Below are 22,677 nucleotides of genomic sequence, written 5' to 3' on the forward strand. Positions count from 1 at the left end.
TTCGGTAGAGGAAGGGCCCCTTCTTAACGCGCGCCCTCGGCGCTGCCGGCCTCCCTGGGGGAAGCGGCTCCGCCGCTGGCGAACTCCCGGTACGCCCGGCGCAGCCGCTCGGCCAGCCCTGGGCCGCCGATCGCGGCACCGGGTGACCCGAGCTGGCGCAACAGCAGCTCCGGGCCGGTGGCGAGCGTGGGCGGCCGGTCCGGCAGCGCCACCGGCGCCAGCCAGAACCGGTCCAGCTCCGCGTCCGGCTCGATCGCCGGCAGCCCGGCCAGGGCCCGCGCCGCGCCGATCACCGGCGCGGTGGCACCCGTCGCGTCCGGCTCACGCGCGGAGTCCGCCGGGGCAGGCGTCCCGGCGCCCGCGTCCGAAGCGGTGCCGGTCGGGCCCGGCGCCACGTCGGTGGTACGGGGGCCGCGCAGCGTACGCAGCCGGTCGAGCAGTTCGGCGCGGGATCGGCCGCGCCAGTGCAGCAGGTGGAACGGGTCGGCGTCGAACGCCTCGGCGAGCAGGTAGAACGTGGCCGCCAGGTGTTTGCACGGCACCGCGAAGTCGGGGCAGCCGCAGCTCTGGTCCAGCTCGTCTATCTCGGCCGGGAACAGCGGCGCGCCCGCCTCGGCGAACAGCTCCTCCAGTTCGGCCGGCAGGTCACCGGCGAGCAACCGGGCGCTGAAGAACGCCTGCCCGGCCAGCTCCGACTCCAGCCGCCGCCACACCTTCTCCGGGTACGCGGCCAGCCCGATCCGTACCGGGTAGGGGCGCGGCCGGGAGCCCTGCACCTCGGCGGTGACCTTTCCGGGGGACACGTCGAGCCGGAGCACCTGCCCCCGGCGCGCGTACGCCCGGCCGCGGGTGAGCCGGGAGCCGAGCGCGAACGACTCCAGCACCTCCACGAAGCGCCGGGACCACCAGGACTGCCCGATCGCACCTCTGGTGCTGCGCGCCCGCAGGCCGCCCTCGACCCGCAGGGGCGGGCCGTAGTCGTCGAAACCGGGGCTCACTCGACCACCGCCCCGGACTCCAGCGTGAACAGGTCCCGCAGCGTGTCGGTGGACAGCTCGGTGATCCACTGCTCGCCGCTGCCCACCACGGATCGGGCGAGGCTGCGTTTGTCCGCGATCATCGCGGCCACCTTCTCCTCGACGGTGCCGGCGCAGACGAACTTGCGTACCTGCACGTGGCGGCGCTGTCCGATGCGGAACGCCCGGTCGGTGGCCTGGTCCTCGACGGCCGGGTTCCACCACCGGTCCACGTGCACGACGTGGTTGGCGGCGGTCAGCGTGAGACCGGTGCCGCCGGCCTTCAGCGACAGGACGAACAGTGGCGGCCCCTGCGGCGTCTGGAACCGGGTCACCATGGCGTCCCGTTCGGCCTTGCCGACGCCGCCGTGCAACAGCAGCACCTCCCGGCCGGTACGCGCCGACAGGTGCCCGCGCAGCATGCCGCCGAATTCGGCGTACTGGGTGAACAGCAGCGCCTTCTCCTCCGCCGCGAGCACCTCGTCGACGATCTCGTCGAGGCGTTCCAGCTTGCCGGAGCGGCCGTCCAGCGCGGAGCCGTCGTGCAGCAGTTGCGCGGGGTGGTTGCAGACCTGCTTGAGCCGGGTCATGGTGGCCAGCACCAGTCCGCGCCGCTCGATGCCGTCGCTGGACTCGATCTTCGCCATCATGTCGTCCACCACGGCCCGGTAGAGGGCGGCCTGTTCGGCGGTGAGGTTGCAGACCACCTCCATCTCCAGCTTCTCCGGCAGGTCGGTGATGATCGACGGGTCGGTCTTGAGGCGTCGCAGCACGAACGGGCCGGTGATCCGGCGCAGCCGCTCGGCCACCTCGGCGTCGCCGTGTCGCTCGATCGGTTCGGCGAAGCGCTTGCGGAACGTGGCGGCCGGTCCGAGCAGCCCGGGATTCGCGAACTGCATGATGGACCAGAGGTCGGCGAGCCGGTTCTCCACCGGCGTACCGGTGACCGCGACCCGGTGCCGCGCGGGCAGTGACCGGACCGCCTCGGCCTGCCGGGTGGCGGCGTTCTTGATCGCCTGCGCCTCGTCCACCACCACCCGGTGCCAGTCGACGCCGGCCAGCTCGAACGCGTCCCGGGCCGCCACCGAGTACGTGGTGAGCACCAGGTCTGCCTCCCCCACGGCGGTGGCGAAGCCCTCGCCCCGGGCGCGCTCGGCGCCGTGGTGCACGTGCACCCGCAGCCCGGGGGCGAACTTTGCCGCCTCCCGCTGCCAGTTGCCGACGAGCGACATCGGGCAGACCAGCAGCGTGGGCCCGGCCTCCGGCGGGTCACCGGCGAGCAGCGCGAGCAGTTGCACGGTCTTGCCCAGGCCCATGTCGTCGGCAAGGATGCCGCCGAGCCCGAGCGACTGGAGGAACGCCAGCCAGGCCAGTCCGCGCCGCTGGTACGGCCGCAGCGTCCCGGTGAACCCCGGCGGCGGGTCGGCCGGGGTGAGCCGCCGTTCCGCCTCACCGGCGAGCAGTTCGCCGAGCGCGCCGTCGGCGACCACGTCCAGCACCGGCAGCTCACCGGCCCGGTCGTCACCGGACAGTCCCATCCGCAGCAGGTCGGCCACGCTCAGCTCGCCGGAGGAGCGCAGCAGCTTCAGCCCGGCCTCCAGCCGCTGCGGGTCCAGCTCGACCCACCGGCCGCGCAGCCGGACAAGTGGGGACTTCAGGTCGGCGAGCGTCGCGAGTTCCTCGGCGGTCAGCGGCTGGTCGCCGAGCGCCAGCTCCCAGCGGTAGTCGACGAGCGCGTCCAGCCCCAGCTTGCCGTCGGTGGTGGCGACCGCACCGGGCGCGCTGCGGCTGCGCGCCCGCAGCCGCGCGCCGAGCCGGGACGAGGAGCGCCGCCACCACGACGGCAGCAGCACCCCGAACCCGGCCGCGTGCAGCACCGGCGCGCCCTCGCGCAGGAACCGGTGCGCGCCCTCGGCGTCCAGTTCCATCCCCTCCGGCGCGGCGGTACGCAACGCGGCGTCCACCTCGGGCCAGAGCCGGCTGGCGCGGCCCAGCTCGGCCAGGAGCGTCTCCTGCGGCTCGACGCCCCGGGCGGTGAGCGCGGGCGCGGGCCGCTGCCAGATGTGCGCGGCGTCCACCACGAGCCCCGGCTCGTCGGCCGGGTGCAGGCCGAACTCGACCCGCCAGACGGCGTCCTCGATCAGCTCGGCGACCGGGTCGACGTCCGGCTCGACCAGGCGGAACGTGGCCCGTACCGCGCCGCCCGCGGCGTCGCGCTGCCAGGCGTCCAGTTCGTCGCGCAGCGTCGCCAGCGCGTCCGGCTCCGCGGGGAACGCCCGCTCCGGGCCGGTCAGCGCGGCCAGCCAGCGCGGCACCGCGCCGACCGGGCGCATCCCCCGGTGCAGCCGGGTGTCGGCCAGCGCCACCCGGGCGGCGGCGTCGACGAGCGCGTCCAGCGCCTCGGCGACCAGCTCACCGGCCCCGATGTCGTCGGCCCGCCCGGCCCACGCGTCGTCCGCCGGACCGCCCGCACCGACCGGCGCCGCCGCCACCGGCGCATCCCAGGGCTCGGGCCGCCACTCCCGGGCGGCACGGGCCGCCGGTGGCAACGCCGTCGCCAGGTCGCGCGCCCAGCCCGCGTCGGTGCCGGTGAGCAGCGGCCGCCAGAGCGCCAACGCCGTCACCACGTCGTCCGCCGCGACGGCCCGCAACCGCCGCCCGGGCCTCGCGCCCGGATCCACCACGCCCGAGGCCGCCGGTGGCCGCCGCGCCGAGGTCCGCCGGCCGGTCGCGGCCGGTCCGCCGTCGGGCACACCACCGGGGTACGCGTCGAGCACGCCGGGCAGCAGCCGGCCGCGTGCCGCCAGGTCGGCGGCGAAGTCGGCCAGCTCGCACAGGTGGCGCAGGCTCGCCCCGACCGGGCCCGGCATCGGCGCGCGCAGCAGCTCGTACGCGGCGTCCGGGGCGTACCCCAGGGCCGGGACCCGCCATCCGGCGCGGGTGACCGGGCCGCGGACCGGTTCCCCGACGGTGGCCCGGACCAGCTCCGGCGAGTCCAGCGGCGAGCCGGCCCGGGTCGGCAGGTCCAGCAGGGCGGAGATCGGCTCGCCCGGCATGGCGTCGAGCACGTCGGCGAGCGTGGCGTGGTCGGCGGCGAAGGGGTGCGGGCGCTCGCGCGGGACGCGACCGGGCCGACGGGGCGCGCGGGCCGGGCGCGTGCTGTCCTCGGCCCACAGGGCGAGCCCGGCGCGGGGCAGCCACAGCCCGTGGATGACCAGCACGCACTCCCCCTCGACGGCGCCGGGTCCCGGAGACGACGCCCGGGGGCCAGGATAGGCGGCGGGGCGCGGATATCGTCGGCGCCATGGTCGACCTTCTCGTGATCGGCGGGCTCGGCGTGGACGTCCGTGTCCAGGTGCCCGCGCTGCCACCGCCCGTCGCCGACTCGTTGCTGGTGCCGCCGATCGACATGCGGATCGGCAACACCGGCTCCGGGGTGGCGCTTGCCGCGCACGCGCTCGGCCTGCGGGTGGCGCTCGTCGACGTGCTGGGCGCCGATCCGGCCGGTGACGTGGTGCGGGCGGCGCTGGCGCGTACCTCGATCCGGACCACGCTCGCCGACGCGCCGGCCGGCACCCGGCGCTCGGTGAACCTGGTCGACCCGGCCGGACGGCGGATGTCGCTGCACGACCCGCGCCCGTGGTCGGGGCCGGCGCCGTTCGCCGACGCGGAACTGGCCGCGCTCGTGGCCGGCGCCGCCCACGTCCACCTGTCGATCATGGACTGGGCCCGGGACTCGCTGTCGGTGCTGCGCGCCGCCACGTCGGTCTCCACCGACCTGCACGACTGGGACGGCGAGAACGACTACCACCGCCCGTTCGCCCGGATCGCGGACCTGGTCTTCGTCAGCGACACGCGGCTCGGCGAGCGGGCCGGGGCGGAGGCGGCCCGGCTGGCGCCGCGCACGGTGCTGGTCACCGGCGGCGCGGCCGGCGCGACGCTGCACACCCCGGACGCCCCGCCGGCCCACGTGCCCGCCTCCACCGCGCCGGGCCCGGTGGTGGACACCAACGGCGCCGGGGACGCGTTCGCCGCCGGGGTGATCGCCGCCCGGCTGCGCGGCGCGGACGTGCTCGACGCGGCCCGGTACGCCGCCCGGGTGGCCGCCGCGGCCTGCGCGCACGACGGGATGGAGTACCCGGACGGGCTGCTCCCCCGCGCCTGAGAGAGTGTTGTGATACCTGGACGTGATCTTTGCTGACGGTGTCAGCGAGGATCACGTCTGTGTCGCTGTGTCTGTAAACCGGCCTACGACTCGTCGTTGACGGATGGGCAGTGGGCGGTGATCGAGCCGTTGTTGCCGGTGCGGGATCCGCGTCGGGGTGGTCGGCCGTTGCGGTATCCGCGCCGGTTGGTCATCGACACGATTCTGTACGTGCTGCGTACCGGTACTGCGTGGCGACACGTGCCGCACGATCTGGCGCCGTGGGACGTGGCCTACCGGTGGTTCCGGTGCTGGAGTGCCGACGGAACCTGGGACCGGGTGCATGACCGGCTGCGAGACGCGGTGCGGGTGGCTGAGGGGCGTGATCCGCAGCCGTCGGCGGCGGTGTTGGACTCGCAGACCGCGCACAGCCATCAGGGTGGTGAGGCGATCGGCTACGACGCCGGTAAACGCACGCGGGGTCGTAAGCGGCATGTCCTGGTCGACACCTGCGGGCTGCTCCTGCGGGCGGTCGTGCATTCCGCGTCGATCCAGGAGCGTGCCGGAGCCAAGCTGGTCCTGGCGGGGATCACCGAGACGTTCCCGCTACTGGGTCTGGTCTGGGCCGACGCCGGTTACGTCAACCGTGTCGATGCGGGGCTGCTGGCCTGGGCGCGCACGCACGCCGGTGTCGACCTGCAGATCGTGGCCCGCAACGCCGACGTGAAAGGCTTCCAGGTGCTACCCCGCAGGTGGGTGGTGGAACGAACCTTTGCCTGGTTGGGACGGTGCAGACGGTTGGCCCGCGACTACGAACGCAAGCCCGCGCACGCCGAAGCGATGATCAAAGTCGCCATGATCCGGCTGATGGCCGCCCGCCTCGCCGGCGAGGACATCGAACCGCAGGGTCCGATCGAGACCGAGGCAGCCCGACGTCTCGATGACGAACTCAACCAGAAGTAGTCACCGGGTTACCCAACACTCTCTGAGGCGTCAGATCGCGCCGGTCTCGCCGTCGGTCAGCTCACGCAGGATGTCGGCGTGCCCGGCGTGCCGGGCGGTCTCCTCGATCAGGTGCACCAGCACCCAGCGCAGCGACACCTCGCCGAGCTGCGGGTGCGGCACCACGTGGTCGAGGTCGAACCGCGCGGCCACCTCGCGGGACCGGTCACAGGCCGCCTCGTACGCGGCGGCCAGCGAGGCGACCGTGTCGCCGGCTGACAGCGTGAAACTGGCGTCGGCGTCGGCCTGGGAGGTGACGTAGACGTCGCCCGGCTCCGGGGCGAACAGGCGGCGGAACCAGTTCCCCTCGACCACCGTCAGGTGCCTAAGCAGCCCGGCCAGGGTGGTGAGTGAGGGCACCAGACGCCGGGTGGCGTCGGCGTCGGTCAGGCCGCGTACCTTGCGCAGCACGGTGCCGCGGTGGAAGTCGAGGAACGCGTCGAGGATCGCCCGTTCGCCGCCCGTACGGGCGAGGACCGGACCGAGAGTCGGATCGATCGTCGGGTGCGCCATTCCCGGACCCTAGTACGCGCTGCGCCCGTTTCGCTGCCCCGCGTGATCCCCTGCGCGGGCGGGCCGGCCGGGGCAGGATGGGCGCATGGCTTCCACGGTGCAGATCCCCCTGGTGGGCGGTGCGGCCGACGGCGAGACCGTCACCGTCGAGCTGGACAGCAACGGCCGGCCCCCGCTGACCCACCACCACCTCGGGTCGAAGGGGCTCGCGGAGGCACAGATCTACGAGCTGGAGTCGGGCGAGCAGCCGGGCCGGGACTGGGTCTACTCCTGGCGCGGCCCGGCGGTCTGACGACCCGGCTCAGACCGCGGGGGTCAGCGACCGGGCCCGGATGCTGTCCAGCACGCCGCGGGTCACCTGCGAGGTGCCCCGCGCCTGCTCGCAGACCTCCGCCACCCGGCGCGCGGTCTCGTCGGCCCGCGCCGCCCGCTCGTCCCACAGCCGGTCCACCTCGGCCAGCAGCGGGCCCTCGACCTCGCGTTCCACGCCGCGCAGCGCCGGTACGCCGAGCCGCTGGGCCAGGTCGAAGACCTTTCCGGCGTACGGCAGCGGCAGGAACGGGGTGCCCATCATGGCCGCGAAGATCAGGAAGTGCAGCCGCATGCCGACCGCGAGGTCGAAGTGGCGCATCAGGCCGAGGATCTGCGCCGGGCGGTAGTCGCCGTGCAGGATCCGGCCCCGGTCGGCGGCGGTCATGTGTGACAACACGCCGTGGGAGTGCCGGATGTCGTCGCGTTCCATCGGCACGAACAGCACGTGCGCGTCGATCCGGTGCACCAGGAAGTCGCCGATCTGGGCGAGCAGGCGGTGGTAGCCGTCCACGTCGAGCCGTTCGGCCGCCCGGCCCGGCTCGCGCACGCTCAGCCCGACCAGCCTGGAGTTGGCCGGCACGCCCTCCTCGCGCAGCCACTGCTCGGGGAACTCCTCCGGTTCCAGCAGGAACGCCGGGTCGGCGGTGACGGTGATGGGGTTGACCAGGCCCGCCTCCTCCAGCACCATCCGCGACTCCTGGTCGCGGACGGTCACCTCGACGGCCTGCGCCAGCGTCTCGCGCACCATGCCGCTGTCGAGCGTGTCGCTGAGCGGGCCGACCCCGACCGCGTACGTGAGCAGCGGCAGCCCGCGTTCCTGGGCGACCCGGACCACCCGCAGGTAGCGCCGGGCCTCCTTGTCGTAGAGGATCCCGCCGCCGCCGAGGATGAGCAGGTCGAGCTGGTTGAGCACCGGGGACGAGTCGACGCGGCTGACGCCCTCCCACGGCACCGCCTCGACCTCGGGGTGGGCCAGCGCGGTGTGCGCCGGGTTGCGGGAGAACACGATGATCCGGGCGTTCGGCTCGTGCCGGCGCAGGTCGTCCAGGAGACCCGTGAGGATCGCCTCGTCGCCGAGGTTACGACCGCCGTACGACCCGAGCACGCCGATGGTCATTCCGGTGCGATCCCTCATCCGTTGCTCCTTCCCAGGGGCGTCCGGCCCAGCGTTCCCGCTGGTCGCCCCGGCTTAACGTGCGCCGGGAGGGGCGAGGACGCTCAGTCGGCGGCGCCGCCGACCAGACGGGAGACGAGGTCGGAGACCACCTGATCGATGTCGAACCCGGCGTCGATCGAGGTGGTCAGCAGGTCGAGCAGGAGCCCGTCGACGGCGTAGTGCAGCAGCGCCACCTCGTACGCCCCGCCCGGCAGGCCGGCGGCGAGGTGGTGGGCGACGTCGTCGGCGTACCCCTGGCGCAGCACGCCGCCGAGCGCGGACCGCAACTCGGGGCGGCGGGCGGCCTCCAGCCGCAGTTCGAACAGCGCCCGGGTGAGGCCCGGCTCGCGGGTGGTGCGCGCGACGATGTCGCGCAGGTAGTCGGTCATCAGCGCGAGCGACGGCTCGCGGCGCCCGAGGTCGGCGAGCACGGCCGGGTCGGGCGCGATCCGGGCGAAGATCCGTTCGGCCAGGCCGGCGAGCAGCGCCGCGCGGGACGGGAAGTAGTTCGAGGTGGTGCCGGTGGGCACGCCCGCCTCGGCGTCGACCGCCCGGTGGGTCAGGCCGCGCGCGCCCGCGTCGGCGAGCACCCGCAGACCGGCGTCGGCGAGCAGGGTACGGCGTTCCGGGTTCCTGGCCACGCGAACACACTAGCAACGACCACGACAGGTGTTGTACATTCATCTCCGAACCACGACAGCCGTCGTGGATCACCTCGGACATCGGAGCCGGTTTGCGCAAGCTCGTCTACTTCGTCGCCAGCACCCTCGACGGCTTCATCGCCGCGCCCGACGGGTCGTTCGACTTCCTCCCGCTGACGCCCGACCTGGCGCCCCACCTGGTGGCCGAGTGGCCCCAGACGCTGCCCACGTTCGCCCACGCCCAGCTCGGCATCGAGTCCCCGCCCAGCGGCCGCTTCGACACCGTGCTGATGGGCCGCGGCAGCTACGAGCCGGGCCTGAAGCTCGGCGAGGCCAGCCCCTACGCCCACCTCAAGCAGTACGTCTTCAGCCGCTCGCTCCCCCCGGCCGACTACCCGGACGTCGAGGTCGTCGCCGGTGACCCGGCGGCCCTCGTCCGCGAGCTGAGGACCCGGCCCGGACGCGACATCTGGCTCTGCGGCGGCGGGCAGCTCGCCGGCCAGCTTCTGGACGAGATCGACGAGCTGGTGGTCAAGGTCAACCCGGTGGTCGTCGGCAGCGGCATCAAGCTCGTCGACACCGGCTTCGATCCGCGGCGGCTCACGCTCACCTCGGCGCGCCCGTTCGACGCCGGCGTGGTCGTCCTGCACTACACGCGCAACGGTTAACCCGGTTGCCCCGGACGGTGGGCGGCACGCACCGTGGAACGGTGACGAAGACCCGGTTGCACTGGCACGAACTGCCCGCGCACGTACGCGACGGGGTCGAGGCCGTCCTCGGCGACCGGGTGGTGGCGGCGCACTCGCAGCCGGGCGGCTTCTCCCCCGGCACCGCCGACCGGGTCCGTACCGCCGGTGGTGGCCGGGCCTTCGTCAAGGCGGTGAGCCCGGCGCAGAACGACCGCAGCCCGACGCTGCACCGCGCCGAAGCCCGGATCGCCGCCGCCCTGCCGCCGGCCGCGCCCGCACCCCGGCTGCTCGGCAACTACGACGACGGCCACTGGATCGCGCTCGTCTTCGCCGACGTGGAGGGCCGGCATCCGGCCACCCCGTGGCGTACCGGCGAGCTGACCGCCGTGCTGTCCACGCTGGAGACCCTGGCGGCGGCGCTCACCCCGGCGCCCGCCGCCGGCGGGACCACCACCGCCGCCGAACACCTCGCGCACGACTTCGGCGGCTGGCGGCGCATCGCCGCCGACCCGCCGGCCGACCTCGACCCGTGGGCCCGTTCCCACCTGCCCGAACTGTGCGCCGCCGCCGACCGGGGCCTGGCCGCGCTCGCCGGAGACACGCTCTGCCACGTCGACGTCCGCGCCGACAACCTGCTGCTCGGCCCGGACGGATCGGTCACCGTCGTCGACTGGCCGTGGGCCTGTCGCGGGCCGGCCTGGCTGGACACGCTGCTCACCGTCGTCAACGTGCAGGTGTACGGCGGCCACGACCCCGACGCGCTGCTGGCCGCCCAGCGACTGACCGCGAATGTCGACCCGGCCGACCTGACCGGCGTGCTGGCCGGCCTCACCGGCTTCTTCCTAGACGGCGCCCGCCAGCCACCCCCACCCGGCATCCCCACGGTACGGGCGTTCCAGCGCCTACAGGGCGAGGCCCTGCTCCCCTGGCTAACCCACCGCCTGACCCCCTGACCCCCTGACCCGCCGCCGGGCGGGTTTCGCCGTCGATCTTGGAGTTGTGGCGCCTCACAAGGCTCACCAAAGCGACATCCCAGGCGCCACAACTCCAAGATCGGCGAAGCACCGACGCGCGGCGTTGGCTCACCCGGAGGCGGGGACGCCCAGGGGGTCGGCGAACAAGGGGGTGAAGCCCAGTTCGGCGGCGCCGATCAAGGTGGCGTCGTAGCCGAGCGCGCTGACCCGCAGGCGGGCCTTGTCGCGCGAGATGGGGAGCACGTTGGCCGCGATCCGGCTGCGGACGTGGTCGGCGCAGACCGGAAAGACCTCGCTGAGCGTGCCCCCGAAGATCACCACGCCGGGGTTGAACAGGTTGATCACGTTCGCCACGCCGATGCCCAGCCAGTCACCGATGTGCCGCAGCGCGTCCTGGGCGGCCGGCTCGCCCCGCGCGGCGGCGGCCACCACGGCCCGTACCGCCTCACGCCCCTTCTCCCCCGCCGGGCGGCCGGCGGCGTCGAGCAGCGCCCGCTCACCGACCTCGGCCTCCAGGCATCCGCGCGAGCCGCAGCCGCAGGGCCGCCCCTGGTACGGGTTCACGAGCATGTGCCCGACCTCGGAGGCGTACCCGCCGTCGCCGTCGAGCAGCTCACCGCTGACGATGATCCCGCCGCCGACGCCCACGTCACCGTGCAGGTAGACCACGTTCTGCACGCCGACTCCGGCGCCCCGCTGATGCTCCGCCAGCGCGCCCAGGTGCGCCTCGTTGCCGACCAGGACGGGCAGGCCCAGATCCAGCCGCCCGGCCAGCTCGGCGCCGAACGCCTGGTCCACCCAGCCCATGTCCGGTCCGAAGCGGACCATGCCGTCGCCGGGCCGGATCATCCCGCAGTACGACGCGCCGACACCGACGCACACCGATCCGGGTGGCGCGGCGTGGTGCAGCGCCCGCCCGAAGTCGGCGAGCACCGAGACCACGGAGTCCAGGTCGGCCCCGGCCCGTGGCCGTTCCGCCTCCAGGCGGGCCGACACCACGCCGCCGAGCCCGACGCGGGCGGCCACGAGCCGGTCCACAGCGATGTCGAAGGCGAGGACGTAGACGGTGTCCGAGGCCGGGCGGACCACAAGCGAGGGTCGGCCCGCTCGTCCGCTGCCGCCGGCCGCCACGTCCCGGACCAGACCGGCCGCCGCCAGTTCCGCGGTGAGCGCCATGACCGTGCTGCGGTTGACGCCCATCCACTCGGCCAGCTCGACGCGCGTGACCGGGCCGGTCAGGTGGACGCGCCGCAGCAGCGCGCCGAGGTTGGCTCTGCGGCCGTCCCCCTGCGCATGCCGGTCCGCGACCAGGCCCTTCCGCATCGACCACTCCGTCAGACGGCGACTGGCTTGTGACTCGAGAATAGTTGCCGCACATCGACGCGTGCCAGCGCCCGCCTCCGGGGACGGCTGCCTCAACCATCGGCGGCCCGACCGGCGTTCGGTGTACCGGCGGCTGCGCCGCGGGCGCCGGTGACGAAGTGGGTGCCTCCCCGGCGGGGAGGCACCCGTGATGCTTGCGTCGTCTCGGGCTACGCCGACTGTTACTCCGCTTCGCGGACCGGGCTCTGCGGCACCACCATCACCGGCCGGTGGGCGCGGTGCAGGGTGGCCATGGCGACGCTGCCGAGCAGGATCTTGCGCATCGCCGTGCGTCCGCGCGAGCCGACCACCACCGCGCTCGCCTTGTGCTCGGTGGCGACGGCGGAGAGCGCCTCGGCCACCGCGCGCCCCTGGGCGCCGCGCCCGGCGCTCACCCGCACGGTGGTGACCTGTCCACCGGCCGTGTCCGGCGTGGGCGTCTCGCCCTCCTCGCCGTCGACGGCGACCAGGACGACGTCCCGCTCGGGGAAGAGGCGCCGGGTGGCGTCGAGCGCCGCCTCGGCGCCGGCGGAGGCGTCCCAGCCGACCACGACCGGGCCGGCGGCGAGCGCGTCGTGCTCGTCGGTGAGCAGCGGGTGCGGCACCACCAGGACTGGCCGCGGGCTGTAGTGCACCGCCATGTCCGAGACGCTGCCGAGCACGGCCCGGGCGCCGCCCAGCCCGCGTGAGCCGAGCAGCAGCACGTCGGTCTGCTTCTCGTCGGCCAGTTCGGCGAGCCGGAGCCCTTCCCCGCCGTAGCTGCGGCACACGAGCGGCTCGGCGTCCCAGCCGGCCGCGCGGGCCAGCATCACGCCGACGGAGGTGAGCCGGTCGGCCTCCCGGCCGCCCTCGCGCTCGATCGCCTCCACGAACGCGTTGATGTTGCGCTTGCCGGTCCAGAGGCGCTTACGCAGCTCCTCGCTGGCGAACGGTGGCGTCCACAGATGCCCGATCCATGCGTGCGCGCCGGGGAACAGCAGCGCGCCCGCCTCGATGGCGGCGCTCGCGGCCGGGGACCCGTCGTAACCCACCATCACTTGCCTGCTGTGCACGTCGCTCACCGCACCAAACCTCTCTTACCGACGACATCCCACAAGATCGTATCCGCGGCCGGAGCGGGTCCGCGTGGGATCATCCGCCACGGACCCGTCGGTACGCTGGGCGGATGAGCACCCCGGACCTGTCGTACCTGCTCGACCACACCAGTCACGTGCTGCGCACCCGGGTGGCCGCGGCCCTGGCCGAGATCGGGCTGACCGCGCGGATGCACTGTGTGCTGGCGCACGCGCTGCCCGAGGAGCGTACGCAGATCCAGCTCGCCGAGATGGGCGACATGGACAAGACCACGATGGTGGTGACGGTGGACGCGCTGGAGCGGGCCGGCCTGGCGGTGCGGCGTCCGTCGCGTACCGACCGGCGGGCCCGGATCATCGCGGTGACCGAGGAGGGCGCCCGGGTCGCTGCGCGCAGCCAGGAGATCGTCGACCGGGTGCACGCCGAGACGCTGGCGAGCCTGCCGGACGACGAGCGGGACGTCTTCCTGCGCGCGCTGGAGCGCCTGACCGCCGGCCACCTGGCCAATCCGGTGCCGAGCCCGAAACCGGCGCGCCGCGCCCGCCAATAGTTCCCAAAGAGATTGTCTGTGACGGGACTATCCGTTACGGTCCCTCCTGTCGCACCTCTCGACAGGAGGACTCCATGTCCGCTCCCCGCTCGCGTCAGATCGCGCTCGGCGTGCTCGCCACCAGCGCCCTGATGACCATTCTCGACGGCAGCATCGTCACCGTGGCGATGCCGGCCATCCAGCGCGACCTGCGCTTCTCCCCGGCCGGCCTGAGCTGGGTGGTGAACGCGTACCTGATCGCCTTCGGCAGCCTGCTCCTGCTCGCCGGCCGCCTCGGCGACCTGCTCGGACGCCGGGCGCTGTTCCTCGGCGGCACCGCGCTGTTCACCGCCGCGTCGGTGCTGGCCGGGGCGGCCGACTCGCCCGCCACCCTGGTCGCGGCCCGCTTCCTCCAGGGCGTCGGCAGCGCGGCGGCGGTCGCGGTGAGCCTCGGCATCCTGGTCACGCTCTTTCCCGACGCCGCCGAGCGGGGCCGGGCGATCGCCGTGTTCGCCTTCACCGGCGCCGCCGGGGCGGCCATCGGCCAGGTCGCCGGCGGCCTGCTCACCGACGCGCTGGGCTGGCACTCGATCTTCCTGATCAACCTGCCGATCGGCCTGGCCACAATCGCGCTCGCGGTCCGTACGCTGCCCGCCGACCGGGGCCTCGGCCTGGCCGCCGGGGCCGACGTGGCGGGCGCGCTGCTGGTCACCGCGGGACTGGTGCTCGGCATCTACACGGTGGTCACCATCGAGCGGTACGGGGCGACGTCACCGCACACGCTCGGCCTCGGCACCCTCGCCGTCGCGCTGGCCGCCGGCTTCGTCGTCCGGCAGGCGACCGCACGCCGCCCACTCATGCCGCTGCGGATCCTGCGCTCGCGCGGCGTGGCGGTGGCGAACACGGTCCAGATCCTCACCGTGGCGTCGACGTTCGCGTTCCAGGTGCTCGTCACGCTCTACCTCCAGCAGGTGCTCGGCTACGACGCCACCCGCACCGGGCTGGCCCTGCTCCCGGCGGCAGTCGTCATCGGCGCGGTGTCGCTCGGCGTCTCGGCCCGGCTCAACGCCCGCTTCGGCGAGCGGGCCGTGCTGATCGCCGGGCTCGTGCTGCTGGTGGCCATGTTCGTGTTGCTGGCCCGCATACCGGTGGACGGCAGTTACCTGCCCGACGTGCTGCCGGTGATGCTGCTCGCCGGCGGGTTCGGGCTGGTGCTGCTGGCGCTGACCGCGCTCGGCATGTCCGCCGCCGGCGCCGGGGACGCCGGGCTCGCCTCCGGGCTGTTCAACACCACCCAGCAGCTCGGCATGGCGTTCGGCGTAGCGGTGCTGTCCACGCTGGCCGCCGCCCGCACCGCGGACCGGGTCGCGCTCGGCGACGACCGGGCCACCGCGCTGACCAGCGGATTCCACCTCGCGTTCGCGATCGGCGCCGGGCTGCTCCTGGTCGCCGTCGGGCTCGCGTACGCGCTGCTGCGCCCGCACACGACGGCGGACGCGGACACCCCGGCGCTGGTGGGCTGAGTCAGCCGGGGGCGCGCGCCGGGTGGGTGAGGAACGGCAGCACCGCCGCCGGTAGCGCGGGTGAGGTCAGCACGTCGTAGTGAGTCAGTCCGGGCAGCACCGCCAGCCGGGACGCGGGACGGTCGGTTCCGTCGCCGCCCGCGTCCCGGTGGCCGCCGCCGAGCAGGCCGAAGAACTCCGCCGCGTGGCTCACCGGGATCTCGTCCGCGTCGGCGAACACCAGCAGCACCGGCATCGGCAGCGCGGCAACCTCGGCGGACCAGTCGTAGTCCCGTCGCAGCAGCTCGCCGCCGCGGGCCCAGAGCGCCGCCCAGTCCTGCGGGCGGGGCGCCACCCGGGCATATCGCTCGTGGAGCGGGGTGCCGCGCATCTGTTGCGCGACGCGCTCGTCGTGGGCGGACATCGCGGCGAGCGTCCTTGGGTACCAGCCGTGCCGCCGGAACGGCGTGGAGACCAGCACCAGGCGCCGGACCAGGTCGGGGTGCTGGATCGCGGTACGCAGGGCCACCCCGCCGCCGAGGGAGTAGCCGAGCACGTCGGCCCGGGGCAGGCCGAGGTGCCGCAGCAGCGCGGCGACGTCGTCGGCCATCGACTCGTACCGCAGCGGCCGGTCCACGTCGGCGGTGCGGCCGTGGCCCTGCAGGTCGACGGCGATCAGCCGCCGGCGTGTGGCCAGCGCCGGGCGGATCGGCGCGAACGTCTCCGTCGAGCCGTACTCGCCGTGCAGCAGGACCAGCGGCTTGCCGTTCCCGTGCTCCTCGTACCAGATCCGCAGCCCGCCGGCCTCCGCATAGCTCACCCGCCGATCGTCGCGCCGCCGATGCCGCCGCGGGCGCGTTTGCGGTCGCCGCTCAGCTCGACGCGCGGGGGCGGGCGCGCAGGTGGGCGCGTTCGCCCTGGCTGCCGAAGAGGCTGAGGAACTCCACCGCCTCGCTGTCGGCACGCCCGAACCAGTGCGGCACGCGGGTGTCGAACTCGGCCGCCTCACCGGGGACCATCACCAGGTCGTGCTCGCCGAGGACGAGCCGCAGCCGCCCGTTGAGCACGTACACCCACTCGTACCCCTCGTGGGTCTTCGGCTCGGGCTCGGACCGGCCGCCGGCCGGGATGATCAGCTTGTACGCCTGGATGCCCCCGGCCCGGCGGGTGAGCGGCAGCATGGTCATCCCGTACGCGGCGACCGGCCGCAGGTGGATGCGCGGGTCGCCGGTGGGCGGGGCGCCGACCAGCTCGTCCAGCGTCACGCCGTGCGCGCGGGCGAGCGGGAGCAGCAGCTCCAGCGTGGGCTTGCGACCGCCGGACTCCAGCCGGGACAGCGTGCTCACCGAGATGCCGGTGGCGGCGGAGAGGTCGGCGAGCGTGGTGTCCCGCTCACGCCGCAGCGCGCGCAGCCGGGGGCCGACCGCGTCGAGGGCCTGGTCGAGCTCGTCGTCCATGCCACCATTTTGCCACATCAGCAAGAGAGTTTGCGGTTCCGCCCGCCCCCGCCGCAGTCTGGTCGCGGAGGTGGTCACGATGACCGAGGTACGTGAGGACTACGAGGTACTGGTGATCGGCGGCGGCGCGGCCGGGTTGAGCGGCGCGCTGATGCTGGCGCGGGCACGCCGGTCGGTGCTCGTGGTGGACGGCGGCGGGCCGCGCAACGCGCCCGCCGACGGGGTGCACGCGCTGCTGGGCCACGACGGCGTGCCGCCGGCCGAACTGCTGGCGCGCGGCCGGGACGAGGTGCGCGGCTACGGCGGGCACCTGACCGAGGGCCAGGTCGAGGCGGTGAGCCGCGACGGCGACGGCTTCGAGGTGACGCTCGCCGACGGCCGGCGGGTACGCGCCGCTCACGTGCTGGCCGCCACCGGCCTGGTCGACGAACTGCCCGAGGTGCCCGGCCTGCGCGAGCGCTGGGGCCGGGACCTGGTGCACTGCCCGTACTGCCACGGCTGGGAGGTGCGGGACCGGCCGATCGGGGTGATCGGCAGCGGCCCGATGTCGGTGCACCAGACGCTGCTGTTCCGGCAGTGGAGCGACGACGTGGTCTACCTGCGGCACACCGCGCCGCCGCTGACCGACGAGCAGGCCGAGCAGCTCGCCGCCCGCGGCGTGCCGGTGGTCGAGGGCGAGGTCGCGGCCGTCGAGGTGGCCGGGGACCGGGTGACCGGGGTACGCCTGCGCGACGGCCGCACGGTCGACCGCGAGGTGCTGACCGTCGCGCCCCGGATGGTGGCGCGCGCCGGGTTCCTGGCCGGACTGGGCCTGCGCCCGCAACCGCACCCCAGCGGGATGGGCGAGTACCTGCCGGCCGACGAGTCGGGGCGTACCGAGGTTCCCGGGGTGTGGGTCGCGGGCAACGTGACCGACCTGTCGGCGCAGGTCGGGGCCGCCGCGGCTGCGGGCGCCCGGACCGCGGCGATGATCAACGCGGACCTGGTGAACGAGGAGACCCGGCGGGCGGTCGAGGCCCGGCGTGGCGTGCGGGAGGGTGGGTGAGCACGAATCGCCTCTAACCTGACAATTCTTCCCCTAGGTTGAGTCGGAGAGGGCAGTCGGAACCTGGGGGGGCGACGTGAAGAGCTATCCGGCGATCGAGGATCACGGGCTCATCGGCGACCTCCAGACCGCGGCCCTGGTGACCTGTGACGGGACGATCGACTGGTTCTGCGCCCCGCGCTTCGACTCGCCCAGCATCTTCTGCGCGTTGCTGGACAAGGACAAGGGCGGCTTCTTCCAGATCGCCCCGCACGACGTCCGATACGTCACGAAGCAGCTCTACCTGCCCGGCACGCCGATCCTGATCACCCGGTTCATCAGCGCGGACGGCGTCGCCGAGGTGATGGACTTCATGCCGGTGACCGGCGAGCGGGTCACCGACTCGCACCGCGTCGTACGCATGGTCAACATGGTGCGGGGCACCATGCGCTTCCGGGTGGAGTGCCGGCCGCGCTTCGACTTCGCCCGGGAGAGCCACGAGCTGGAGCGGCACCGCAACGGCTACCTGTTCCGGAGCCGGTCGGCGACGCTCGCCTTCAACCCGATCGATCCGGTGCGGCAGCTCTGGGCCAAGACCGGCGAGATCCGCATGGAGGATGGCGACCTGATCGCCTACGGCACGTTGCAGGAGGGCGACACCGGCGGGGTGGTCCTGGAGACCGGCAGCGAGGAGCCCCGGATCATCCCGCCGGAAGAGGTCCAGGGCATGTTCGAGTGGACCCGGGACTACTGGCGGCGCTGGGTCGAGCGCTCCCGCTACACCGGGCGCTGGCGGGAGATGGTCGAGCGCTCGGCCATCACGCTCAAGCTCATGACGTACGCGCCGACCGGCGCGATGATCGCCGCGCCGACCGCCGCGCTGCCCGAGCTGGTCGGCGGCTCCCGCAACTGGGACTACCGCTACACCTGGGTACGCGACACCTCGTTCTCCGTGCACGCGCTGCTCGGCCTCGGGTTCACCGAGGAGGTCAGCCGGTACATGGACTGGCTCGACGAACGCATCCGGGAGGCCGGCGACCACCAGGACCCACTGAAGATCATGTACCGGGTGGACGGGTCCTCGGACCTGCACGAGGAGGTGCTCGACCACCTGGAGGGCTACCGCGGCTCCCGTCCGGTGCGGATCGGCAACGGCGCGGCCGACCAGATCCAGCTCGACATCCACGGCGAGGCGCTCTACGCCATGCACCTCGCCGACGAGCAGGGCATCCGCGTGTCGCACCAGGTGTGGAAGAGCACCGTGCGCCTGATCGACTGGCTCTGCCACAACTGGGACCAGCGCGACGCCGGCATCTGGGAGAGCCGCCACCACCCCCGCAACTACACGTTCGGCCGGGTGATGTCCTGGGTGGCGCTGGACCGGGCCATCCGGCTGGCCACCCGGACCGGCCGTCCCGGGGACATGAGCTGCTGGACCGAACAGCGCAACCGGATCTACAACCAGGTCATGGCCCGCGGTTTCCACCGGGAACGCGGCAGCTTCGTGCAGGCGTACGACGAGAACGTGCTCGACGCCGCTCTCCTCTACATGCCGGCGGTCGGCTTCGTCACGCCCACCGACCCGCTGTGGTTGTCCACCCTCGAGTCGATCGAGCGGGACCTGGTCTCGGACAGCCTGGTCCACCGGTACGACCCGGTCCACTCCCCCGACGGGCTCCCCGGCCACGAGGGCACGTTCAACATGTGCACGTTCTGGTACGTGGAGGCGCTGGCCCGCTCCGGCCGGCTGGACGACGCCCGGCTCACCCTGGAGAAGATGTTCACCTTCAGCAACCACCTCGGCCTGTACGCCGAGGAGATCGCCGCCACCGGTGAGCAGATCGGCAACTATCCGCAGGCGTTCAGCCACCTCGCTCTGATCAACTCGGCGCTGGCGGTGAACGACCTGCTCGACGCCGAGGCCGACGCCCGCCGCCGCCGATAACTGCGGCGATCTCCGGCCCGGCCCCGGGTAGTGTTGACCGCATGAGGTTCTACGCCGCTGTCATGAAGCCCTGGTCCCTCCGCTGACGGCGGCAGGGTGACCGGCTTCTTCTGACGTACCAGCTCTGCTCCGCCGTCCCGGCGTTCCCGCCGGGCGGTGTCCTCGCGCTGCCCGGCTCCACGACGAGCCGAAGAGCGGACTGTGCACAACCTCGACAACATTCCTTCCTCCCCATCCACCTCGGGCGGTTCGCTGCCCGCCGGGCACCGGGCGCACGTGCGGGCCGACGGCGTCCGCGTCGTACGCGGCGGCCGGGTCGTGCTGTCCGACGTCAGCGTGACCGTCTCCGCCGCTTCCCGCCTCGCAGTCGTCGGCGAGAACGGCCGCGGCAAGACCACCCTGCTGCACGTGCTGGCCGGCCTCATCGCGCCCGACCAGGGCGTGGTGGAACGGCTGGGCACGATCGGCGTCGCCCGGCAGAACCTGGAGTCGCGCCACGGCGAGACAGTGGGCACGCTCGTCCGGGAGGCGATCCGGGAGTCCGAACGCGCGCTGCGGGCGCTCGACGAGGCGACGATCGCGCTCACCGAGGGCCGGGCGGGCGCGGACGACGCGTACGCGGCCGCGCTCGACGCGGCGACCCGGCTGGACGCCTGGGACGCGCAGCGGCGCGTCGACGTGGCGCTGGCCGGCCTCGACGCGTGCCCGGACCGGGACCGGCAGCTGGCCACGTTGTCCGTCGGCCAGCGCTACCGGGTACGGCTGGCGTGCCTGCTGGGAGCGAGGGTCGACCTGCTGATGCTGGACGAGCCGACGAACCACCTCGACGCCGACAGCCTGGCCTTCCTCACCGCCCGGCTACGCGACCACCCGGGCGGCGTCGTGCTGGTGACCCACGACCGCGCCCTGCTGCGGGACGTCGCCACGGAGTTCCTGGACCTCGACCCCAGCGCGGACGGGCGCCCGCGCCGCTACGCCGGGGACTACGTCGCCTGGCAGGACGGGCGCCGCCGCGACTTCGCGCACTGGGTACGCGACCACGAGGCGCAGCAGGCCGAGCACCAGCGGCTGGCCGACGGGGTACGGGAGGCGCGGGACCGGCTCAGCACCGGCTGGCGGCCGGAGAAGGGGCACGGCAAGCACCAGCGCCAGTCCCGCGCGCCCGGACTGGTCCAGGCGCTGCGCCGCCGGCAGGAGGCGCTCGACGCGCACCGCGTCACCGTGCCGGAGCCACCGCAGCCGCTGCGCTGGCCGCCGCTGGACACCCGTGCCGGACTGCCCATCCTGCGATGCCACGACGTCACGGTGGCCGGGCGCCTGCGTACCCGGGTCACGCTCACGCTCGACGGCGGGGACCGCCTGCTGGTGACCGGACCCAACGGCGCGGGCAAGTCGACGCTGCTCTCCGTGCTGGCCGGCGACCTCACGCCGTCGACCGGGGAGGTCCGGCACCTGTCCGGCGCGCGCGTCGCGTACCTCGGTCAGGAGGTGCCCGACTGGCCGCCGGCGCTGCTCGCGCACGACCTGTACGAGCAGCACGTGGGCCGGCTCCGCTCCAGCGGGCGCGTCGGCTCCGGCACGGCCCTGCCGCTGAGCGCGACGAACCTGCTCGACGCCGAGGCCCGGCGTACCCCCGTCGGCCGGATGTCGCACGGACAGCAACGGCGGCTGAACCTGGCGCTGCGCCTGGCCGAACGTCCCGACCTGCTGATCCTCGACGAACCGACGAACCACCTGTCGGCGCCGCTGGTCGACGACCTCACCGCCGCCCTGCTGACGACCCGGGCGGCGGTGGTCGTCGCCACCCACGACCGGCAGATGCTCCAGGACCTCGCGGCCTGGCCCACGCTGCCGCTCACAGCCCCGGCGGCGTCAGGTCGTTCGGTCACTTCCGAGCGATATGACTGGGAGTCATAAATATGCCTCTCAGTCATATCGACTTCTCGCCACCCCTTCCTCACCGGACTGGACTCGCTGGCTACCGTGGATGTCCGGGGCAGTCGGCGAAGGAGCGGCGGGATGGCTGTCGACGGAGCGGGCACCGGCCCCGTCGGCCGCCCCTCGCGCTACGAGGAGGTCGTCCTCGGCCTGCTACGGGGCGAGGGGGCGACCGTGCTGACAGCTGGCCTCTGGCTGCTCGTCACGTCCCTGTTCACCGCGCTGTTCCTGACCTTCGTCGGATGGCAGGTGTGGGAGAACCGCACGCTGGAGACCAGGGGCCGGATCGGCGACGCGCAGGTGGTGCGGGCCAACTACGAAGGGCGCGGCAAGTCCCTGAACGTCGTCTACCTGTCGGGGCCGGTGGGCGCGACGGCGATCCTGGAGAACCCGGTGCACCGGCCGGCCGCGGGCGACGTGATAGCGGTCCGGTACGACCCCCGGCACCCCACCCACCTGCGGGAAGCGGACGCGCCGGTCTGGCGGTGGCCGGACTTCCTGGTGACCGTACCGCCCGCGGTGGCGGGCTGCCTCGTCGTGCCGGCCGAGTGGATGCGGTTCCGGCGGCGGCTGCGGGAGCGACGAGTCTGAGCAGTCACCACCCCTGCGGACCGGCCTCCCGGGTCCACCCGACGAAACGGCGGTGCAGTGCGCCGGCAGGTGCCCAGGGCATGTCCTCGGAGGCTTGCACGAGGTAGGCGCCGAGATACAGCGCCAGTGACACCGGCGCACCGGCGTACTCCGCCCGCAGCTCCCGCCTGCGGGTGGGGCACGGCCACGGCAGGTCGCAGCCGCCGCAGCTCCAGACCGGCATGACCGGGCCGTGGGTGGTCACCGCGCACCCTCCAAGAACCGCGCGGTGATCGCCCGCGCCTGCCGACTCGTCGCCCATTCCGCCTGCCAGCACGGGTACGGCGTAAGCCGCGACCACCACACCCGGCACCCGGCACACATGCCGTCGAGTCCCCGCACGTGTACCGCGAGGATCGTCTCCTCCGGCCCGCCGATCACTCGTCACTCGCCTGTGGCCAGTGACCGCGATTGATCGGAATCCGATGCCGCGTATGACAGGGCAGCTCGGCTCCGCACCGGCAGACCCGTCGCCACCGCCGCCAGCACCACACCGGCCGGTGCCGCCGGGCGAACGTCAACGCGGCGGCCGACAGGTACGCGTCGTACGAGACGCGGCGCTCCCGCGAGGCATCGCCGTCCGGGGACCGTTGCCCGCCTCGCGCCTGGTCCAGCAAACGACGTCTGGCGATCTCCTGCTCCATCGCCTGGATGCGCTCGCCGAAGCCGGACACCGTCGACGGCGGAAGGTACCGACCGACGAGCCGTCGCAGGAGCCCAATGGTCACCGTCATCTGTCCGGCCCTCCGTGGTGAGGGCACGGAGGACA

Annotated in this window: 22 protein-coding genes; 11 read left to right on the plus strand and 11 right to left on the minus strand. The window is 73.8% G+C overall.

Features of this window, described 5'->3' with window-relative positions; translation table 11 throughout:
• Positions 1-23: 23 nt before the first annotated feature.
• Together MicB006_RS18260 and MicB006_RS18265 are read right to left on the minus strand one after the other, a co-directional pair.
• Positions 24-998: an SWIM zinc finger family protein gene (locus MicB006_RS18260; protein WP_116507721.1), complete on the minus strand. Its 975-nt coding sequence runs from the start codon at positions 996-998 to the stop codon at positions 24-26.
• Positions 995-4,237, minus strand: a complete 3,243-nt coding sequence (locus tag MicB006_RS18265; RefSeq protein WP_116507723.1) for a DEAD/DEAH box helicase — start codon at positions 4,235-4,237, stop codon at positions 995-997. Before MicB006_RS18265 ends, MicB006_RS18260 begins: the two co-directional genes overlap by 4 nt.
• 83 nt (positions 4,238-4,320) lie before the next feature.
• Between MicB006_RS18265 and MicB006_RS18270 the strand changes: the two genes are divergently transcribed.
• Positions 4,321-5,181: a carbohydrate kinase family protein gene (locus MicB006_RS18270; protein WP_116507725.1), complete on the plus strand. Its 861-nt coding sequence runs from the start codon at positions 4,321-4,323 to the stop codon at positions 5,179-5,181.
• A 57-nt stretch (positions 5,182-5,238) separates the two neighbouring features.
• Positions 5,239-6,123: an IS5 family transposase gene (locus MicB006_RS18275; protein WP_116507727.1), complete on the plus strand. Its 885-nt coding sequence runs from the start codon at positions 5,239-5,241 to the stop codon at positions 6,121-6,123.
• A 30-nt stretch (positions 6,124-6,153) separates the two neighbouring features.
• Here MicB006_RS18275 and MicB006_RS18280 read toward each other — a convergent pair whose 3' ends face one another.
• Positions 6,154-6,675 carry a DinB family protein gene (locus tag MicB006_RS18280; protein ID WP_116507729.1) on the minus strand — a complete coding sequence of 174 codons (522 nt, stop codon included), beginning with the start codon at positions 6,673-6,675 and terminating at the stop codon, positions 6,154-6,156.
• A gap of 85 nt (positions 6,676-6,760) precedes the next feature.
• Here MicB006_RS18280 and MicB006_RS18285 point away from each other — a divergent pair, with 85 nt between their 5' ends.
• Positions 6,761-6,967 (plus strand): hypothetical protein, encoded by a 207-nt coding sequence (locus MicB006_RS18285; protein ID WP_073831893.1) that lies wholly within the window; start codon positions 6,761-6,763, stop codon positions 6,965-6,967.
• 9 nt (positions 6,968-6,976) lie between these two features.
• Here MicB006_RS18285 and MicB006_RS18290 read toward each other — a convergent pair whose 3' ends face one another.
• Complete coding sequence (locus tag MicB006_RS18290) at positions 6,977-8,122, minus strand: polysaccharide pyruvyl transferase family protein (RefSeq protein ID WP_116507731.1); 1,146 nt, start codon at positions 8,120-8,122, stop codon at positions 6,977-6,979.
• 83 nt (positions 8,123-8,205) lie between these two features.
• The gene (locus MicB006_RS18295; protein ID WP_116507733.1) at positions 8,206-8,784 is read right to left on the minus strand and encodes a TetR/AcrR family transcriptional regulator; all 579 of its coding nucleotides are present in this window, start codon (positions 8,782-8,784) and stop codon (positions 8,206-8,208) included.
• Positions 8,785-8,876: 92 nt separating this feature from the next.
• Between MicB006_RS18295 and MicB006_RS18300 the strand changes: the two genes are divergently transcribed.
• Together MicB006_RS18300 and MicB006_RS18305 are read left to right on the plus strand one after the other, a co-directional pair.
• Positions 8,877-9,452, plus strand: coding sequence for a dihydrofolate reductase family protein (locus MicB006_RS18300; protein ID WP_116507735.1), 576 nt, complete (start codon positions 8,877-8,879; stop codon positions 9,450-9,452).
• Between the two features lie 41 nt (positions 9,453-9,493).
• Entirely contained in the window at positions 9,494-10,426 is a 933-nt protein-coding gene (locus MicB006_RS18305) for a phosphotransferase family protein (protein ID WP_116507737.1), read from the plus strand.
• Between the two features lie 129 nt (positions 10,427-10,555).
• On the opposite strand, the gene MicB006_RS18310 is transcribed toward MicB006_RS18305, so the two are convergent.
• Positions 10,556-11,770 (minus strand): ROK family transcriptional regulator, encoded by a 1,215-nt coding sequence (locus tag MicB006_RS18310; RefSeq protein ID WP_116507738.1) that lies wholly within the window; start codon positions 11,768-11,770, stop codon positions 10,556-10,558.
• A 221-nt stretch (positions 11,771-11,991) separates the two neighbouring features.
• The gene (locus tag MicB006_RS18315) at positions 11,992-12,843 is read right to left on the minus strand and encodes a universal stress protein (protein WP_192900306.1); all 852 of its coding nucleotides are present in this window, start codon (positions 12,841-12,843) and stop codon (positions 11,992-11,994) included.
• Positions 12,844-12,974: 131 nt separating this feature from the next.
• On the opposite strand from MicB006_RS18315, the gene MicB006_RS18320 reads away from it, so the two are divergent.
• Both MicB006_RS18320 and MicB006_RS18325 read left to right on the plus strand, forming a co-directional pair.
• Positions 12,975-13,433: a MarR family winged helix-turn-helix transcriptional regulator gene (locus MicB006_RS18320; RefSeq protein WP_073831885.1), complete on the plus strand. Its 459-nt coding sequence runs from the start codon at positions 12,975-12,977 to the stop codon at positions 13,431-13,433.
• 74 nt (positions 13,434-13,507) lie between these two features.
• On the plus strand, positions 13,508-14,935 hold the full coding sequence (locus MicB006_RS18325; RefSeq protein ID WP_116507742.1) for an MFS transporter: 1,428 nt from the start codon (positions 13,508-13,510) through the stop codon (positions 14,933-14,935).
• Between the two features lies 1 nt (position 14,936).
• On the opposite strand, the gene MicB006_RS18330 is transcribed toward MicB006_RS18325, so the two are convergent.
• Positions 14,937-15,734 (minus strand): alpha/beta fold hydrolase, encoded by a 798-nt coding sequence (locus MicB006_RS18330; RefSeq protein ID WP_116507744.1) that lies wholly within the window; start codon positions 15,732-15,734, stop codon positions 14,937-14,939.
• A 52-nt stretch (positions 15,735-15,786) separates the two neighbouring features.
• The gene (locus MicB006_RS18335; protein ID WP_116507746.1) at positions 15,787-16,371 is read right to left on the minus strand and encodes a helix-turn-helix domain-containing protein; all 585 of its coding nucleotides are present in this window, start codon (positions 16,369-16,371) and stop codon (positions 15,787-15,789) included.
• Between the two features lie 79 nt (positions 16,372-16,450).
• On the opposite strand from MicB006_RS18335, the gene MicB006_RS18340 reads away from it, so the two are divergent.
• The 4 genes from MicB006_RS18340 to MicB006_RS18355 all read left to right on the plus strand — a co-directional run bounded on the left by MicB006_RS18340 (position 16,451) and on the right by MicB006_RS18355 (position 21,869).
• Complete coding sequence (locus MicB006_RS18340) at positions 16,451-17,416, plus strand: NAD(P)/FAD-dependent oxidoreductase (protein WP_116511578.1); 966 nt, start codon at positions 16,451-16,453, stop codon at positions 17,414-17,416.
• A gap of 76 nt (positions 17,417-17,492) precedes the next feature.
• On the plus strand, positions 17,493-19,340 hold the full coding sequence (locus MicB006_RS18345) for a glycoside hydrolase family 15 protein (protein ID WP_116507748.1): 1,848 nt from the start codon (positions 17,493-17,495) through the stop codon (positions 19,338-19,340).
• Between the two features lie 201 nt (positions 19,341-19,541).
• A complete protein-coding gene (locus tag MicB006_RS18350) occupies positions 19,542-21,257 on the plus strand; it encodes an ABC-F family ATP-binding cassette domain-containing protein (protein ID WP_225980409.1) in 1,716 nt (571 codons plus the stop codon).
• Between the two features lie 102 nt (positions 21,258-21,359).
• Complete coding sequence (locus MicB006_RS18355; RefSeq protein ID WP_116507750.1) at positions 21,360-21,869, plus strand: hypothetical protein; 510 nt, start codon at positions 21,360-21,362, stop codon at positions 21,867-21,869.
• 4 nt (positions 21,870-21,873) lie between these two features.
• On the opposite strand, the gene MicB006_RS18360 is transcribed toward MicB006_RS18355, so the two are convergent.
• Entirely contained in the window at positions 21,874-22,113 is a 240-nt protein-coding gene (locus MicB006_RS18360) for a hypothetical protein (protein ID WP_091421332.1), read from the minus strand.
• Positions 22,110-22,289, minus strand: a complete 180-nt coding sequence (locus tag MicB006_RS32375; RefSeq protein WP_116507751.1) for a hypothetical protein — start codon at positions 22,287-22,289, stop codon at positions 22,110-22,112. The genes MicB006_RS18360 and MicB006_RS32375 overlap by 4 nt, the downstream gene beginning before the upstream one ends.
• Positions 22,290-22,677: the final 388 nt, after the last annotated feature.

Origin of the sequence: Micromonospora sp. B006, assembly GCF_003408515.1 — a bacterium.
Lineage (GTDB): Bacteria > Actinomycetota > Actinomycetes > Mycobacteriales > Micromonosporaceae > Micromonospora > Micromonospora echinospora_A.